General features: G+C 64.3%; 15 protein-coding genes. 2 read left to right on the forward strand and 13 right to left on the reverse strand.

The window, feature by feature from the left end:
* Positions 1-7: 7 nt before the first annotated feature.
* The 12 genes from vapC to DVO78_RS05385 all read right to left on the reverse strand — a co-directional run bounded on the left by vapC (position 8) and on the right by DVO78_RS05385 (position 13,143).
* Positions 8-391, reverse strand: coding sequence for a type II toxin-antitoxin system VapC family toxin (gene vapC / locus DVO78_RS05330; RefSeq protein WP_157983881.1), 384 nt, complete (start codon positions 389-391; stop codon positions 8-10).
* 120 nt (positions 392-511) lie between these two features.
* A complete protein-coding gene (locus DVO78_RS05335) occupies positions 512-2,407 on the reverse strand; it encodes an FAD-binding monooxygenase (RefSeq protein ID WP_120003778.1) in 1,896 nt (631 codons plus the stop codon).
* Positions 2,407-3,219, reverse strand: a complete 813-nt coding sequence (locus DVO78_RS05340) for an HpcH/HpaI aldolase family protein (RefSeq protein WP_120003779.1) — start codon at positions 3,217-3,219, stop codon at positions 2,407-2,409. The genes DVO78_RS05335 and DVO78_RS05340 overlap by 1 nt, the downstream gene beginning before the upstream one ends.
* Complete coding sequence (hpaH, locus tag DVO78_RS05345) at positions 3,204-3,989, reverse strand: 2-oxo-hept-4-ene-1,7-dioate hydratase (protein WP_120003780.1); 786 nt, start codon at positions 3,987-3,989, stop codon at positions 3,204-3,206. The genes DVO78_RS05340 and hpaH overlap by 16 nt, the downstream gene beginning before the upstream one ends.
* A 9-nt stretch (positions 3,990-3,998) precedes the next feature.
* Positions 3,999-5,096 carry a 3,4-dihydroxyphenylacetate 2,3-dioxygenase gene (gene hpaD, locus DVO78_RS05350; protein WP_120003781.1) on the reverse strand — a complete coding sequence of 366 codons (1,098 nt, stop codon included), beginning with the start codon at positions 5,094-5,096 and terminating at the stop codon, positions 3,999-4,001.
* Between the two features lie 47 nt (positions 5,097-5,143).
* Positions 5,144-6,664: a 5-carboxymethyl-2-hydroxymuconate semialdehyde dehydrogenase gene (gene hpaE, locus DVO78_RS05355; protein WP_120003782.1), complete on the reverse strand. Its 1,521-nt coding sequence runs from the start codon at positions 6,662-6,664 to the stop codon at positions 5,144-5,146.
* Positions 6,661-7,320, reverse strand: coding sequence for a GntR family transcriptional regulator (locus DVO78_RS05360; RefSeq protein ID WP_120003993.1), 660 nt, complete (start codon positions 7,318-7,320; stop codon positions 6,661-6,663). Before DVO78_RS05360 ends, hpaE begins: the two co-directional genes overlap by 4 nt.
* A 5-nt stretch (positions 7,321-7,325) precedes the next feature.
* Complete coding sequence (locus DVO78_RS05365) at positions 7,326-8,762, reverse strand: fumarylacetoacetate hydrolase family protein (protein WP_120003783.1); 1,437 nt, start codon at positions 8,760-8,762, stop codon at positions 7,326-7,328.
* Between the two features lie 161 nt (positions 8,763-8,923).
* Positions 8,924-9,715, reverse strand: a complete 792-nt coding sequence (locus DVO78_RS05370; RefSeq protein WP_120003784.1) for an ABC transporter ATP-binding protein — start codon at positions 9,713-9,715, stop codon at positions 8,924-8,926.
* Between the two features lie 3 nt (positions 9,716-9,718).
* Entirely contained in the window at positions 9,719-10,660 is a 942-nt protein-coding gene (locus DVO78_RS05375; RefSeq protein WP_120003785.1) for an ABC transporter permease, read from the reverse strand.
* Positions 10,657-11,733: an ABC transporter substrate-binding protein gene (locus DVO78_RS05380; protein WP_420799055.1), complete on the reverse strand. Its 1,077-nt coding sequence runs from the start codon at positions 11,731-11,733 to the stop codon at positions 10,657-10,659. The genes DVO78_RS05375 and DVO78_RS05380 overlap by 4 nt, the downstream gene beginning before the upstream one ends.
* A 39-nt stretch (positions 11,734-11,772) precedes the next feature.
* Positions 11,773-13,143, reverse strand: coding sequence for an MFS transporter (locus tag DVO78_RS05385; protein ID WP_120003787.1), 1,371 nt, complete (start codon positions 13,141-13,143; stop codon positions 11,773-11,775).
* A gap of 155 nt (positions 13,144-13,298) precedes the next feature.
* Between DVO78_RS05385 and DVO78_RS05390 the strand changes: the two genes are divergently transcribed.
* Together DVO78_RS05390 and DVO78_RS05395 are read left to right on the forward strand one after the other, a co-directional pair.
* Positions 13,299-14,093, forward strand: coding sequence for a thioesterase family protein (locus tag DVO78_RS05390; protein ID WP_120003788.1), 795 nt, complete (start codon positions 13,299-13,301; stop codon positions 14,091-14,093).
* A gap of 23 nt (positions 14,094-14,116) precedes the next feature.
* On the forward strand, positions 14,117-15,517 hold the full coding sequence (locus DVO78_RS05395; RefSeq protein WP_120003789.1) for an FAD-binding oxidoreductase: 1,401 nt from the start codon (positions 14,117-14,119) through the stop codon (positions 15,515-15,517).
* Between the two features lie 30 nt (positions 15,518-15,547).
* Here the strand turns inward: DVO78_RS05395 and DVO78_RS05400 are convergent, their stop codons facing one another.
* Positions 15,548-17,335: an FAD/NAD(P)-binding protein gene (locus DVO78_RS05400; RefSeq protein WP_120003790.1), complete on the reverse strand. Its 1,788-nt coding sequence runs from the start codon at positions 17,333-17,335 to the stop codon at positions 15,548-15,550.
* Between the last annotated feature and the right edge of the window lie 115 nt (positions 17,336-17,450).

The following is a 17,450-nucleotide window of genomic DNA, read 5'->3' on the forward strand; positions in this document are numbered from 1 at the left end:
TGCTGGCTCACTGGATCTGGAGCGGGCTGATTTCAGCGAGATAGCCGAAATCACGATTCCTGTGAAGCAACGGCACACCGCGCCTCAGGGCCACCGCTGCGATGAGGCAGTCAACGAGACTGCGCATCGGATGGCCGTTCCGCCTGGATGCCACGAACAATTTCGCTGAGGCACGGTAGTCAAGCCGAGAATCAACAGCGAGCATTGTCAGCCCGTCGACAAGCGTGCTGATATCGCGTTCCAACCTCGCAGTGCTGGCTCCTGCAAGCAGCTCCATCATGATCGGCTCCGTCACTGCTAGCTCGGCCTCGCCTTCGATCAGGCGAGTCAGCCGCTCCACAGACGCATCACTGGTGTCGCGGAGATACTCTACCCACACCGAGGTGTCCACGAGGATCATTCCTCCGCCCACGGATCGTCCTCCGCACGCAGCGCGTCGAGATCTCCGTCCCATCCGATACCGCGGAGATCGAGCAAGAACTCTTTGTGAAGGCTGCTGGCTCCTATGCGTTCAGTTTCTGATGGGCAGGAAGATGCCGGAGAAGAACTCGGCCAGTTCCTCGGTGGCGGTCAGCGGCAGCACCTGGGCCACATACTGGTCGGGACGGACAACGACGACGGCACCCCAACGGCTGATACTGCGCTGGTCAAAGATGTCCTGGTGCGGGTGAATGCCGAAGACGTCGTTGTAGTAGGTCAGCCGGAACGGCCCCACCTTCGGTGTGAACGCATCAGGGACAGCATTGATGTCGACTTCCGGGTGCCGCTGCTGGTAAATCACCTTGGTGTCGAAGACCGCGTCGTCGTCGCCGTCGGCAGGGGTGAACCGCACCAACGGCGAGTCTGGTGAGGTCTTGAACCATTCGGCCCAGCGGCTGAGCTGGGACTCCTCCCCGGCAGCGGGCTGATCGGCGAAGGCGTAGATCCGCCACCGACCATCGGCGGTGGCCAGATGTCCCAGATGCAGCGGGTTTCCGTCGCAGACCCGGGAGACCCGAGCAGATTTGAAGCGCTTGCCGACGGTGAAGCCCTCCGCCAGCTCCTGGTGTGCGCCGGTGCCGGTGATCATCGAGGGCTGGTACTCGGTCATGAACCCTGCGGGGAACTCAAAGGTCTTGACGTAGAAGTCCTCCAGCACCGAGGGGTCTTCCATCTCCTCGGGCTTCTTGGCCATCAGCGTAGACCACTCCTTGTCGAAGTCGATGAGGTTCTGTGCGACCACCTGGCGCTCTTCCGAGTAGGTGTCCAGCAGAGATTCGGGACTGCGACCGGTGACCACCTGACCCAGCTTCCAGGCGAGATTGAACCCATCCTGCATAGAGACATTCATTCCTTGCCCGGCCTTGGCGCTGTGGGTGTGGCAGGCGTCGCCGGCGATGAACACCCGCGGCGGGCGGCGGCCGGTCAGCTCCTCCGGGACCTCGTCGAATTTGTCGGTGACGCGGTGGCCGACCTCGTAGACGCTGTGCCAGGCCACATGCCTGACCTCCAGGGTGTAGGGGGTCAGGATCGCGTTGGCCTTGGCGGTGATCTGTTCCAGGCTGGTCTGCCGGACCTGGCCGGCGTCGCCGTCGGCGACTTCGCCCAGATCCACATACATTCTGAACAGATGGCCACCTTCGCGCGGAATGAGGAGGATGTTGCCGCCGGAGCGGGACTGGATGGCGCATTTGAGGCGGATATCGGGGAAATCAGTCTCCGCCAGGACGTCCATCACGCCCCAGGCGTGCTTTGCGGTGTCTCCTTTGAGGCTGCGGCCGATGCTGCGGCGGACCCGGCTGCGTGCCCCATCAGCGCCGAGCACGTACTTGGCCCGCACTGTCCGTTGCTGACCCTCACGCTCACCGGTGAGGTGACGGACGGTGACCTCCACCGGGTATTCAGCGTGGTCGGTGACCTTGAGGTCGAGAAACTCGACGCCGTAGTCGGGCCGCAGCCGTGAGGGGGAGCGCTCCATCGACTCAGCGAAGTAATCAAGGACACGAGCCTGGTTGACGATCAGGTGCGGGAACTCGCTGATCCCGTGCTCATCGTCCAGGGGCCGGGAGGTACGCATAATGTTATCCGGGTTCTGCGGGTCCGGCTTCCAGAAGGCCATCTCGGTGATGTGATAGGCCTCATTGCTGATTTCATCGGCGAACCCGAAGGCCTGGAAGGTCTCGACACTGCGCGCTTGGATGCCATCGGCCTGGCCGACCTCCAGACGTCCGGAGCGCTGCTCGATGATGCGGGTATGCACCTGCGGGTACTGAGCCAGCTGTGCGGCAGCGATCATCCCCGCAGGACCGGTGCCGACAATGAGCACATCCATCTGATCGGGCAGTTCCTCAGGCCTGTTCAGCCCGATGCCGGCCGGGGATTGGATGCGCGGGTCAGCAGTGACATAGCCGTGGTGGTGGAAGTGCATCATCGCTCCTTGCCGTGGGTGTTCACAGGGGTGCTGTCCGTGCCGATGAAATCCGCGGCAAGCTTCTCTGAACCGCGGGCCAGCAGCGCGACGTCAGCGCCCACCAGCACCCATGATGCCCCAGCATCGACGTAGTCTCTGGCTGCGGTGGGGTCGAAGGCGTTGACACCTGCGGGCTTACCAGACTCGGTAATGGCTGTGAAGGCGGTTGTGACGGACGCGACGACGTCAGGGTGGGTCTGCTGGCCGATCAGCCCCATGGAGGCTGCCAGGTCGCTGGGGCCCAGGAAGACGCCGTCGATCCCTTCGACTGCGGCGATCTCCGCAGCGTTGACGATGCCTTCTGCGGTTTCGATCTGTACGAAGACCGAGACGTGATCAGCACCGTTCTGCAGATAACCCTCCACGCGATTCCAGCGCCCCGAGCGGGCCAGTGCGCTGCCGACGCCGCGGATGCCGGCCGGAGGGTACTGGGTCATCGCGACGATCTCACGGGCCTGGTCAGCGGTGGAGACCATCGGCACCAGGATGTTCTGGGCACCGAGGTCCAGCACCTGCTTGATGATCACCGTCTCCCCGGCCGGGACCCGCACCACCGGGGCGGAGGGATAGCCGGAGACCGCGTGCAGTTGGGCTAGTACAGATTCCAGTCCGTTGGGGGCATGCTCCATATCGATGAGCAACCAGTCCAGCCCCGCCCCTGCCATGATCTCAGCGGCCACCGGTGATCCGGAGCAGATCCACCCGCCGTAGAGCGTGCGCTCTGCCTCGGCAAGCCGTTGTCCGAAGCTGGGCTCTAGTCGAAGCGGCATGTGACCGTTCCCATCTGTCCGTAGTCGCACAGTACAGTGTCGCCCGGCTCCACCCACATGGGGCGGGTGAAAGAGCCGGCCAGGATGATCTCTCCGGCAGAGAGGGCATCGCCGTGCTGGCTGAGCTTATTGGCCAGCCAGACCACCCCGTTGGCCGGGTGATTGAGCACTGCGGCGGCGACTCCGGACTCTTCGATGGTCTCGTTGCGGTAGAGCAGTGCGGAGACCCAGCGCAAGTCGATCTCATGGGGTTTGACCGGGTTGCCCCCGTAGACCATCGCACCCATCGCGGCGTTGTCGCTGATGGTGTCTACAATGGTGCGGCCGGCCATTTCGATCCGCGAGGAGAGGATCTCCAGGGCTGGGATCACGTAATCGGTGGCGGCCATCACGTCGAAAACGGTGACGTCTGGGCCGGTGAGGTCCTTGCCCAGGACGAAGGCCAACTCCACCTCGATGCGCACATTGGAGAACCGGCTGTGCTCCAGAGCCGCTCCGTTCTCGTAGACCATATCGGCGAAGATGGCCCCATAGTCGGGTTCGGTGATGCCGGTGGCAGCCTGCATGACCTTGGAGGTCAGCCCGATCTTACGGCCCACTGGCCTTCGTCCGGCCCCAATGCCGCGACGGCGCCATTCGTTCTGCACCGCGTAGGAGTCCTCAATGGTCATCTCCGGGTGGCGGGCGGTCAGCAGCGGGACGGTGGAACGGGTCTTCTCCGCCTCAGCCAGTTCATCTGCGATGCCGGTAATAGTGTCTTGGGAGAGCATGATGGGTCCTTACAGCTGATTGCCAAGCTTGTACTCGCCCTGTTTCCACTCGGGCATGGAATCGTCGTCGCCCTTGCGGGTGTAGGAAAACCCGTCGGCGCCGATGGTGACGTCCATCTCCGAACTGTCAGTGCGGTCGGTGGTGGGCACAGGGTTGCCCTCGAGGTCCAGCACAGTGGAGGCTTCGGTGTACCAGGAGGGCACAACCGGGTTGCCCCACCAGTCACGGCGCTGGTTGTCGTGCACATCCCAGGTCACCACCGGGTTGTCGGGGTCTCCGGTGTAGTAGTCCTGGGTGTAGATCTCCACCCGGTGGCCGTCGGGGTCGCGCAGGTAGAGGTAGAAGGCGTTGGAGACTCCGTGGCGTCCGGGGCCGCGTTCAATCCTGTCGGAGAGCCGAAGGGCGCCAAGCTTGTCGCAGATGGCCAGGATGTTGTGCTTCTCGTGGGTGGCGAAGGCCACGTGATGCATCCGGGGACCAGCTCCGCCGGTCATCGCGGTGTCATGCACGGTGGGTTTGCGGCGCATCCAGGCGGCGTAGGTGGTGCCTTGATCATCCTGGATGTCTTCGGTGACCCGGAAGCCGAGGTCCTCCATATGGGCCACCGCCTTGGGCACATCGGGGAAGACCTGGTTGAAGTGATCCAGGCGCACCAGAGCACCGGGGCTGTAGAGGTCGTAACGCCAGGCCAGGCGTTCGACGTGGTCGACCTCGTAGAAGAACTCCAGGGGGAAGCCCAGCGGGTCCTGGACGCGCACAGATTCGCCGATACCTCTGACGAAGCCTTCCTTGCTGCGGCGGACTTCGCAGCCCAGCTCAGTGTAGAAGGCCTCGGCTTTGTCCAGTTCCTGCGGGCTGCGCACCCGGTAGCTGAAGGCGGCGACAGCGGGCTGCTCGCCTTGGCGAAGCACCAGGTTGTGGTGGATGAACTCCTCCATGGAGCGCAGGTAGATGGAGTCGTCGTCCTCAGCGGTGACCACCAGATTGAGCACGTCCACATAGAAGTCCCGGGAGCGGGCCAGGTCGGTGACCACCAGCTCCATATAGGCACAGCGGAGAATGTCCGGTGCCGGCACGCTGGGGGTGGGGATGCGTTTCTCTGTCATGTCAGGCGTCCTTGCTCTGTCTGCTCTGCGGGGAGAGTCGGGAGGGTTCAGTCGGCTTTGCCGAAGACGGGGTTGTGGACCTCGCCGAGGTTGATGTGCACCGCCTGCTGGTCGGTGTAGAAGTCAATGGAGCGGTAGCCGCCCTCATGGCCGAGTCCGGAGGCTTTGACCCCGCCGAAGGGGGTGCGCAGGTCGCGGACGTTATTGGAGTTCAGCCAGACCATGCCGGCGTCGACCGCCTGGGCGAAGTTGTGCGAGCGCTTCAGGTCATTGGTCCACACATAGGCGGCCAGCCCGTACTTGGTGTTGTTCGCCAGGGCCAGGGCCTCCTCCTCGGTGTCGAAGGCGGTGATGGCGACGACTGGCCCGAAGATCTCCTCCTGGAAGATCCGGGCGGTTGGCGGTACATCGGCAAAGACGGTGGGTTCGATGAAGTTTCCGGTCTCGAAGCCTTCGGGGCGTCCCCCGCCGGCGACCAGCCGGCCCTCGGTCTTGCCGATCTCCACATAGCTGAGCACCTTCTCGAAGTGCTCGGGGTGCACCAAGGCGCCCACCTCAGTGGCAGGCTCATGCGGGAAGCCGACTTTGACCCGTTTGGCCTGGGCGGCGTAGCGCTCCACGAACTCGTCGTAGATGGTCCGTTCCACCAGGATGCGGGAGCCGGCTGTGCAGCGCTCGCCGTTGAGGCTGAAGACCCCGAAGATGGTGGCGTTCACGGCAGCTTCCAGGTCAGCGTCGGCGAACACGATGGCCGGGGACTTGCCGCCCAGCTCCATGGAGAGTCCCTTGAGGTGCGGGGCGGCGTTTGCGAAGATCAGCTGCCCGGTGCTGGATTCCCCGGTGAAGGAGATCAGCGGGACTCCCGGGTGTTTGACCAGGGCGTCGCCGGCCTGCTCGCCGATGCCGTTGACCAGGTTGAACACACCTTTGGGGAGTCCGGCCTCCTCGAAGATGCCGGCCCAGAGCGCGGCTGAGAGCGGGGTGAACTCGGCGGGCTTGAGCACCACCGAGTTGCCGGTGGCGAGCGCCGGGGCCAGCTTCCAGCTCTCCAGCATGAAGGGGGTGTTCCAGGGGGTGATGAGTCCGGCGACGCCGATGGGCTTGCGGTTGACGTAGTTGGCCTGGCGGCCGGGGACTTTGAAGGCGTCGTCGTGCTGGGCGACGATCAGGTCGGCGAAGAAGCGGAAGTTCTCAGCGGCTCGTTTGCCCTGGCTGCGTGCCTGGGTGATGGGCAGACCAGTGTCGAAGGTCTCCAGCTCGGCCAGCCGTGCCCCGCGCTCTTCGACGATGTCTGCGATCTTGTGCAGCACCCGGGAGCGTTCACGGGGCAGTGCGTTGGCCCATACACCGGAGTCGAAGGTGCGCTGTGCGGTGGCTGCAGCACGGTCGATGTCTTCTGTCTTGCCGGCGGATACTTCGATATAGGCCTCGTTGGTCACCGGGTTGAGCACTTCGAAGGTCTCACCGTCGGCGGAGTCGACGAACTCGCCGTCGATGTAGTGCTGGATCCGTTCGGGCAGCTTGGCCGGGATGGGAGCGTCGTACTGTGTCGTCTGGTGCGGTGTCATCTGGGGATCTCCTTGAAAGCCTGGACGGTGCGCCATTTGTGATGCCGCACGGTCATCTCGATCTCGGTGGGGTCTGCTGCGTCGCGGATAAGGCGCAGGATCTCGTCATGCTCGTCCACGGAGCGTGGTGCCCTCTCGGGCACGAAGCTGAAGGTGGAGCTGCGCAGCCCGGCCATCCGCTCCCAGCCGCGGTCCACCAGCGCGGAGAGGTGGGCGTTGGGGCAGCGGCCGAAGATCATGCGGTGGAACTTTTCATTCAGCGTGGTGAAGACCACCGGGTCGAAGTCGCTGAGCATGGCGCGCATCTGATCGTTGATCGCCTGGGCTCGGGCGATGTCCTCGCCGGTGATATGAGGCAGGGACAAGACAGTCGCGGCTCCCTCTAAGAAACCAAGGGTCTGCATCGTCTCGGCGTACTCGCCCTCATTGACCATGGCGACCCGTGCGCCGACATTGCGTTCGAACTCGACAAGACCCTCAGCCTCGAGGCGCCGGATGGCCTCTCGCACCGGAACCGTACTCACCTCGAGCTCACTGGCGATACTGCTGAGGACCAGGCGGTAGCCGGGGTTGAATTCTCGCCTGAGAATACGTTCACGGATCCAATCGTAGGTGCGCTGGGATTTGCTGGTGCGCTCTGTGGTCTGTGTGGGCATCAGAGTCACTGTCCTGCCTGCTCGCCCTGGTAGCGGGCGCGCCACTGCTTGTTCATGGGGAACAGCTCCTCCACGGCTCCACCCTCTTTGACCCGTTCGGCGACCCAGGCGTCCTCACTCTCTTTGGCCAGGGCGGCCTCGGCCACCTCCTCTGCCAGGTGCGGGGGGATGACGACGACGCCGTCGTCGTCGCCGACGATCACATCACCGGGCTGGACCGTGGCTCCGCCGCAGGCAATGGTCAGGTCGGTGTCCCAGGGCACGTGTTTGCGCCCGAGCACTGCGGGGTGGGCACCGACGGTGAAGACCGGCAGGTCGATCTCTGCGACAGTGGCGTAGTCGCGCACGCCGCCGTCAGTGACGACTCCTGCGGCTTTGCGGGCTGCTGCGCGCAGGGCGAGAATGTCGCCGAGTGTGCCGGAGCCGGTCTCGCCGCGGGCTTCGATGACGATGACCTCGTCCTCGTTGACGGCGTCGAAGGCGCGTTTCTGGGCGTTGAACCCGCCTCCGTGAGAGGTGAACAGGTCTTCCCGGTTGGGCACGAACCGCAGGGTCTTTGCGGTGCCCACGAGTTTGGTCCCGGGGCGAGTGGGGCGGACCCCGTCGATGGAGACGTTGTTGAGCCCGCGCTGGCGCAGCTGCTGGGAGATCCCGGCCACCGGCACCTGATGCAGTGTGGCTTTCAGCTCAGGCGTGAGTGCTGAGACCTGGGGAGCGAGCCCCGCTTTCTCCGCGGAGCCCCAGGCCTCTTCACGCTGTTTGTCGTCTGCTGCGGGCAGGCTGCCCAGCTTCGGGTCGAAGGTGTCAGGGCTCTCCATGACGGTGGAGACCAGCCGGCCGGTGCTCAGGCCCTGCTCCGGGGCGTCGACTTCGACCTCGATGGTGTCTCCGGGCTCGGCCACGGAGGCCCCGGCGGGGGTGCCGGTGAGGATCACATCGCCGGGCTGCAGGGTCAGGTGCTGGGAGAGGTCGGCGATCAGCTGGGCGAAGGGGAAGATCATCCCGGCGGTGGTGTCCTCCTGGACCAGCTCTCCGTTCTTCCAGGTGCGCAGGCGCAGAGATCCGGGGTCCAGCTGGGCCGCATCGAGAGTTTCCGGGCCCATCGGGGTGTAGCCGTCGCGCCCTTTGTTGCGGACGTTGGAGCCTTTATCCGCGCTGCGGAGGTCGTAGATCCCCCAGTCGTTGGAGGCGGTGACCGCGTGGACGTGCTCCCAGGCCTGTTCCAGCGGAACTCCCCGAGCCTCAGTGCCGATGATCAGGGCGACCTCCCCTTCGAAGGCCAGCAGCTCGGTGCCAGCCGGGCGCTCGACCACATCGCCTGAGGCAGCCACGGAGCTGGCCGGCTTGAAGAAGTACGACGGCGCCTCGGGCCGCCGGCCGCGCTCAGCCGCGCGGGACTCATAGCTGATGTGTACCGCGATGATCTTTCCGGGGTTAATCATATTTGAGATCGTATATCTTTTATAAGCGTGATGCAATGGATTGTCGTGACTCGTTTCACTATCCCGACGACGGCCCCAGCACCTCACCGCGCGCCGAAACTGTGTAGCTCCTGAACAACTGCGCAGACCACAATCCGCACTGTTGTCCAAGACCCGCGGTGTTACTGAAGCATCGTCTTATCGTCGATGACTGCACCTTTGATCTTGGCGAACTCTGCCAGGAGATCCTCGGGGGCCAGCTTGGACTTCTCCCCCTCAGGGACCTCCAGAATGATCCGTCCTTCGTGCATCATGATCAGCCGGTTGCCGACTTCCAGTGCCTGAGCCATATTGTGGGTCACCATCAGGGTTGTCAGCTGCTGTTCCTCCACGACCTTCTTGGTCAGCCGGGTGACCAATTCCGCACGCTGGGGATCCAAGGCGGCTGTGTGCTCATCCAGAAGGAGAATCTTCGGCTGCGAGAACGTAGCCATCAGCAGGCTCAGCGCCTGGCGCTGGCCGCCCGAAAGCAGTCCGACCTTGGTCTTCAGCCGGTCCTCCAGCCCGAGTTCCAGGACCTTCAGCGCCTCAGCGAAACGCTCACGCTTGGCCTTGGTCACCCCCAGAGCCAGCCCGCGGGGACGGCCCCGCTTGTCGGCCAGCGAAAGGTTCTCCTCAATGGTGAGATGGGGACTGGTGCCGGCCATGGGGTCCTGAAAGACCCGCCCCACCTGCGCCGCCCGCTGGTGCTCCTTCAGCTTCGAGACGTCACGACCGTCAAGTTCAACTTTCCCCTCATCCTGCCCGATACGCCCGGCCACGGTGTTCAGCACCGTGGACTTCCCCGCACCGTTGGAGCCGATGACGGTCACGAAATCCCCAGCAGCCAGGCCGAGATTCACCTCCACTAGAGCACGGCGCTCGTTGACGGTGCCCGGGAAGAACGTCTTGGAGACATCAGAGATACGCAGCACTGCTCAGCCCACCTTCTTACCCGGGACGTTTGCCTCTGATGTCAGCGTGGCCTCAGCCGCAGCGTCCAGAGCCGACCGGCCCTTACGCCACTGGGCGATCCGGCGGAAGCCCTTCCACTGCGGAAGCAACAGGGCGGCGATCACCAGCAGCGCCGACATCAGCTTCATGTCATTGGGGTTCAGCCCGGCGTTGAGCGCGAACTGGATGGCCAGCCGGTAGATCACCGCCCCCAGGACCACAGCCATGGTGGCCTGAATGACCACACGGGTGCCGAAGATGGCCTGCCCCACGATCACCGAGGCAAGGCCCACCAGGATCAGCCCGATGCCCATGCCGATGTCCGCGAACCCCTGGAATTGGGCCACGACCGCTCCGGCCAGACCCACCAGGCCGTTGGAGAGCATCAGGCCGATGATCTTCATCCGGTCGGTGGAGACGGCGAAGGAACGGATCATCTGCTCGTTGTCACCAGTGGCCTGCAGGGCCAGCCCTGAGTCAGTGTGCAGGAACCAGTCAAGCAGCAGTTTGAAGACCAGAGCGACGGCGACCAGCACCAGCACCGAGTTCCACCCGGTGCCAGCCACACCGCGCAGCGCGGAGATGACCGTGTCTTCGCCCAGAAGCGGAACGTTTGCCCCGCCCATAATCCTCAGATTGATCGAATAGAGTCCGATCATCGTCAGAATACCGGCCAGCAGGCCGTTGATATTGCCTTTGGTATGCAGCAGGCCGGTGATTAAACCTGCGACAGCGCCGACGACGAAGGCCGCAGCGGTCGCCAGAAAGGGGTTGACCTCGTTGACGATCAGGATCGCCGCGGTCGCGGCACCCGAGGTGAAGGAACCGTCCACAGTCAGGTCCGGGAAGTTCAGGATCCTGAACGTGAGGTACACCCCGAGTGCCACGATCGCATAGATCAGGCCCAGTTCAACCGCAGTGATCATTCGTCGTCGTCGTCATCCTCCCCGGCTTCAGCCGGGTCCTCGGGGTCCACGTCCTCGCCGACGACCACATCGGCGCGGCCCAGGACATCTTCGGGCAGCTCGATCCCCATGGCTTCAGCCGCCTCAGGGTTGACGGTGAGCTCCAGCTCGGACTGGGTCTCCACCGGCATCGTTGCCGGGTCCTCACCGCCGACCAGGATGCGGACGGCCATCTCCCCGGCTTGGTAGCCCAGCTGCTGGTAGTCGATGCCGTAGGTGGCCACCGCGCCGCGGACCACCGAGTCGGCCTCGGCGGCGAGCACGGGCACCTCGTTCTGCTGCCCGTACTGGATGACCGACTCCAGGGCGGAGACCACCGCATTGTCCGTCGGGACATAGATGGCATCGGCGTTGAGGGACTCAACACCCTGCTGCACCTCGGCCGAAGCGGAGATGGTGGCTTCCTGAACCTCGATGCCCAGCTCAGCCGCGGCCTCGTTGAGCAGGTCCACCTGGACCTCGGAGTTGGCCTCTCCCGAGGAGTAGACCACACCGACGGTCTCTACATCCGGGACGATCTCCAGCAGCAGCTCAAGCTGCTCAGCCACCGGGTTCATGTCCGAAGCACCCGTGACGTTACCGCCCGGCTCATCCCAGGAACCGACCAGACCAGCATCCTCGGGATCAGTGACCGAGGAGAAGACGATCGGGATATCGGTGATCTGCTGGGCTGCGGCCTGGGAGGTGGGGGTGGCGATGGAATGGACCAGATCCAGCCCCGCGGTGGCGAAGGTCCCGGCGATGTTAGACGCCGTCTCCTGCTCGTTCTGAGCGTTCTGCTCATCCCAGTCGACCTCTATGCCGGCGTCGTCGAAGGCTTCCTTGAACCCTTCACGGGCGTTGTCCAGCGCTGGGTGCGAGACGATCTGGGTGATGCCGATGGAATAGCTCTCCGCAGCCTCCCCAGCGTCGCCGTTGGCGTCCTCGCCGTCGCCGTTTCCGTCATCCCCATTTCCGTTGCAGGCGGTCAGCAGCAGAGCCGCAGCTGCTGCGGTCGCCGCGATCGTCCTGGGCGTCCTCACAGTGAACATCATTCTCCTCACAAACACGGTCAGTGCACAGTCAGTGCGTGATCAGTCGGACTTCAGCTTTGGGGTTATCTGGAGCTCCTCACGATCACTGTCATCGTGAAGATTGATGCCCTGCAGCTTCTTCGGCACCAAGGAGACGGCGATGAACGACATAATAGCCAGTCCGGAGATGTAGACCCCGATCAGCCACGACTGGCCGGTGCCGTCGAGGATCGCTTGAGCGATCAAGGGGGCGAATGCGCCGCCGATGATCGAACCGAAGGCATAGCCGATGGAGACCCCGGAGAACCGGATGGAGACCGGGAACATCTCTGCGTAGAGCGCTGACTGCGGACCGTAAGAGGGGCCGAGACCCATGGTGAGAATGACGATGGCCAGGGCGAATATCCACACCACTCCGGTGTCGAGCAGGAACCACATGGGGATCGCCCAGACGATGATGATGCCGTAGCCGATCTGGAAGGTCAGCACCCGTCCGATCCGGTCGGAGATCCAGCCGCCGAACATGGTGAAGATGAACCAGCCCACGCCGCCGATCAGCGATGCGCTCAGAGTCTGGGTGCGGGTCATGCCCAGTTCGGCAGCACCGTAGGCGGCGAAGAACGCGATCACCAGGTAGCCGGCGGCGTTGTTCGCGGCGAAGATCAGAGCGGCCAGGAAGGTGTACTTCTTATGCGTGGTGACCAGTTCTTTCAGCGGTGCTGAGGACTCGCGCTTCCGCTCCTTCATCTCAGTGAAGACCGGGGACTCCTCAACTCTGCGCCGGATTTCGAACGCCACGATGATCAGCACAAAGGAGAAGATGAACGGTATGCGCCAGCCCCACTCCAGGAACTGTTCCTCGGTGAGCAAGGCGTTGAGGCCGAACATGAAGACTGTGGCCAGCAGCATGCCCAGCGGCACCCCGATCTGCGGGTACATGCCGAACAGTCCGCGCTTATGCCGGGGTGCGTGCTCCACGGACAGCAGTGCGGCTCCGCCCCACTCACCACCTGCGGAGAGACCTTGGATGATACGCAGACAGATCAGCAGCACCGGCGCGGCAATGCCCATGGTGGCGAAGGTGGGCAGGACACCGATGAGGAACGTGGCACCACCCATACCCATCAGAGTGATCACCAGGACGATCTTGCGTCCGAACCGATCGCCCAGCCAGCCGGCAAGGATGGCACCCAGCGGGCGGAAGAGGAACGAGATTCCGATGGAAGCCCAGGCGACCAGCTGCGCCAGGGCCTGGTTCTCCTCCCCCAGAGGCTCAAAGTAGAGCACTGCCAGCACGAAACCTGCGGCTTGCGCATAGATGAAAAAGTCATACCACTCGATAGTGGTTCCCACCAGGGTCCCCGCGAGAACCTTCTTCTCTTCGCGGGTCATTTCATGGCCCTCTTTGCTGAGGTATGCCTGCTGGCTCATTATTCCTCCACGGATACTGTCTTCAGAACAGATAGTGATTCGGTGCCTTCTCTGTGCAGGCAATGCTGTGATACGCATCACCATGACGGAAACTGTAACAGAATTACCGACCATTCGGTAAGTAAGTGTTCTTATCCCCTGATAAGTTGGCTGATATGAGCAGCATCACCCCCGATAAGGCATACTTTCACCCCCTCGGCGAGGGCCGGTATGAAGCGACCGAGGTCACCGGCGGAGCGTGGAACCCGCAGGAGCAGCACATCGCTCCCACCTTGGGCCTGCTGGTCCATTCCCTGGAGCAACGCCCTGAACCTGGGAATCTCCAACTCGCGCGCCTGTCCTTTGACATCTACGGCACAGTGCCGATCGGCGAGGTGGAGATCTCCACCAGCGTGCTGCGCCCCGGACGCACCATCGAGCTCAGCGAAGCCACACTGAGCCACAATCACAGGTCGGTCGCAGTGCTGCGGGCCTGGTCGCTGGCAGCCTTTGACACTTCTGATCTGGAGATCTCCCCGCTGCCGGAGCTCCCACCCCGGGACGCCATGGACCCCTGGAGTCCGGGCGAGACCTGGCCGGGCGGATTCATCCGAAGCTTCGAAAGCTACCGCAGGGTCTTGGGCCCTGGCCGCGCCCAGGCGTGGCTGCGCCCGGAGGCCAAACTGGTCAGCAGCCAGGAGGTCAGCCCGCTGGCCCGCTACATCGGAGTCGTCGACGTCGCCAACGGACTCTCGCTTGCCGTGGATCCGCGCACAGCCGCATTCCCCAACGTGGACTCCACAGTCTCCCTCGTCCGTCAGCCTCGGGGCGAATGGGTCGGACTGGACACCACCCAGTCTGCCGGGCCCGGCGGCATCGGGCTCACCCAGACCGTTCTGCACGATGAGCACGGCCCCGTCGGCACTCTGACCCAGACACTGACCATCCGCCGCGCCGCCACCAGCGCCTGACTCTGAGGAACGAGGCCAGCCCCATGCCACACAGCGCCACCACTGACCACTCAGCCCCAGTCCTCGAGGAGCTCATCGCCGCACTGGGCGAGAAGATCATCACTGAGCCGGAGCTGCTGAGCAGCAACGCGCATGACCGCTCCTACCACCGGTGGGAGTCTCCCCTTAGCCTGGTACAGGCCACCAGCACCGACGATGTCTCCACCGCTCTGAGAATCTGCCACAAGCACCAGACACCGGTGGTTCCGCGAGGATCGGGAACCGGACTCGAAGGCGGCGCCAACACCAGCACGGGCAGCATCTGCCTCGACCTCTCCAGGATGACGAAGATCACCACCATCGCTGCTGATGATCTCTACGCCACCGCTGAAGCAGGCGTGATGAAGTCTCAACTGAATGCGGCGCTGAAGAACCACGGCCTGCACTTTGCCGCAGGCCCCGGCGTCGATGCCAGCGTAGGGGGTATGGCTGCGACCTCAGCAAGCGGCACCACCGCAGTCCACTACGGCACGCTCAAGGAGAACACCCTGGCACTGACCGTGGTGCTGGCCGACGGCACGGTAATCACCACCGGATCCACCACCAAGAAAAGCTCCTCTGGGTATGACCTCACCCATCTCTTCGTCGGCTCAGAAGGCACCCTGGGCGTGATCACCGAGGTCACGCTGAGACTCCATCCGCTGCCTAAGGCGGCCAAGGTAGGAGTCTGGTCCCTGCCGTCACTGGAGGCCGCTGTGCAGCTGGTGCTGGCTTCGCTGCGTGCCTCACTGCCGCTGGCCCGGGTCGAACTGCTGGATGAGATCACCATCGAGGCGCTGCAGAAGTACAACGGCTACACCGCCGCGGTGACCGAGACCCTGATGATCGAGTTCGTGGGCAATGCTCCCGAGGTCCAGACCAACTACGCACAGTTCGCCGAACTGGCCGCCGCCTACGACGCCGCCGAATACGCCGCCACCACCGACCCGGCCGAGTCAGCCCGTATCTGGCAGGCCCGCCACGACGCCCTGCCAGCGGCAGTCGCCCTGGTGCCAGGCTCGCGGCCGCTGGCCACTGACGTCTGCGTGCCGGTCTCCCAACTCCCCCGATGCATCCTGGACACCAAGGCAGATCTTGAGGCCACAGGCCTGCTCGCTCCCATCGTCGGCCACGTGGGCGACGGCAACTTCCATCTGGCGATCCTGCTGCCCCCGGATGACCCGGCGGCATGGACCAAGGCCACGCAGCTCAGCCAGAGGCTGGTGGACCGCGCCCTGGCCTGCGGCGGGACCTGCACCGGTGAGCACGGGGTCGGGATCGGCAAAGTCGCGTCCATGGCTCAGGAGCACGCCTCCGCGCTGGCGGTCATGCGAGCCATCAAGGACTCATTGGACCCGTCCGGCATCATGAACCCCGGCAAAGTGCTGGCCGCACCGGTTTCATGAACCAGCGACTCGAGGCGCGAAGCAGCAGAGTCAGCTGCTGAGGCCCGCTGCGGCCAGCACCTCTGCTGCGGCAGCATCGGCATCGGCCAGCGTGCGCGCCGTCCCCTGGTGATCACCGCCAGCCTCGGCGGCGATGGCCGTTCCCCACTGCACCGAGGACAGCTGCAGACCCAGCACGTAGATCCGGCCCGCTGATCCATCGGCAGTGACCAGCCGGTGCGGCTGCTCTGTGACCTCGAAACCCTTGTGCACATGCGCCTGACCGCCTGACTCGATCGTTGCCGGCACGGCCAGCCCCTCCTCCAGCAGCCCGCGCAGCAGCGGCGAACGCGCCTGGGTCACCCGGTTCGGCGGCATCATGGCCTCAAGGAGATGTTCGGCGCGGTACCTGGCGCCCTGCACTGCGGCGGAGTCAGCGATGAACGCCTCGCGAGCACCATCGACCCCGAAGGCCGGCTCGGGGCCCAGGAATTCGACGACACCGGCGCGTGCCAGAGCGGCCAACTCCTCGATCCGCTGCAGCGGCGGGCCTGAGGCCAGCCCCTCCACCAGGGGTTCGAACCAGCCCTCCACATCGCGCAGCACGGATTCCGGGCGGATCAGTTTCTCCGTGACCAGGCGCTTGATCTTCAACCGGGCTGCGTGCAGCGCATTGACCGCCATCTTCTCCGGCGAGCTGGCGCCTGCGGCTGAGGCGGCGGCATCGTGCTCCAGCCAAGCGAGCATAGCCTCCTGGTACTTAGCGGGTGAGCTCCAGTACCTGCCCTGGAAGGGCCGGGCGAAGGCCCTGATGTCGAACTCATCCTCTCCGCCGAACTGCGCATAGGTGGCGGCGACGTCCTGTTCGACGAGCGGCCAGAGGTGGGAGCTGAAGTCCAGCCCCGGCAGCTGACCACCTGCGTGCTGCTGAACCAGCCTGTGGATGGCCTCATCGCTCAGATGCACCAGCTCGATCCCCTGGGGCACGAACCCGGGGGCAACGGTCTTGGACCGGTAGGGCGTGCCGCGCCGGGACCCGGCGATCAGCCGCGGCTCGTCCCCGGACGGGAGGTAGCTGTAGCGATGCCCGGGCTCAGCATCCTCATTGACCCGGAATTCACCGCCCCGGCCGGCGCTGACCTGGATCATCAGGTCGAAGAAGTTCAGCCCCATACCCCGGACCAGGACTGTCTCCTGCGCTCCGAGGCTCCGGTAGTCCACTGCTGTGGGAATCGCCGGGCCCTGATAATGCAGTCCCAACTGTTCTGCCTGGTCGGCCAGATGCGCTGGGCCGGAGGCCAGCTCAGCCTCCAGATGGCCTACTGCGAGGATGACCGCATCGGCCCTGTTCTTGGTAAGGGAAGTGGTCACGGAATACCTGTGGCCCTCGTGCCGCAGACCGGTGACTTCGGAGCAGATGTGGTCCACGGTGACCCCGCGTCCGCGAAGATGCGCTGACACCTCTTTGCTGAGCCAGGTGAGATAGGTCCCGTAGTCGCTGCGAGCTGGGTAGGCCGCGTCCTCGTCCTTCAGCCCGTGGGTGCGGCAGTACTCCAGAAAGCTGACAGAGCACGACGACGCCGGCAGCGTCCCCTGAGTGCCCGCAGAGGGCGCGGCAGTGGGGTAGGAGGCAGGGGTGTTCATGAGGTAGAGCCTGGACTGCTCCGGGTCCCAGACCCGGCCTGGTCCGTGCGGAGCAGGGTCGAAGACCATCACCCGCAGCTTGCGGCGCTTACCCGGGCTGCTGCGCTCCACCCGAGCGAGCAGGCGTTCCATGAAAGAGGTCCCCCGCGGCCCCGCACCGATCACAGCGATGACGTATTCATGCTCATTGCTCACCCGCTCCACACTACCGGCTGGCGGCAGTGCGCGTGCTGGTGTGCTGCTTTGATCTGAGAGCCTGGGACCGCTACCCTGGATAGGCGCGTCAACAGCGAAAACTGCCTGTGACGTG

This window comes from Nesterenkonia muleiensis (genome assembly GCF_003600155.1).
In the GTDB taxonomy this organism is placed as follows: domain Bacteria; phylum Actinomycetota; class Actinomycetes; order Actinomycetales; family Micrococcaceae; genus Nesterenkonia; species Nesterenkonia muleiensis.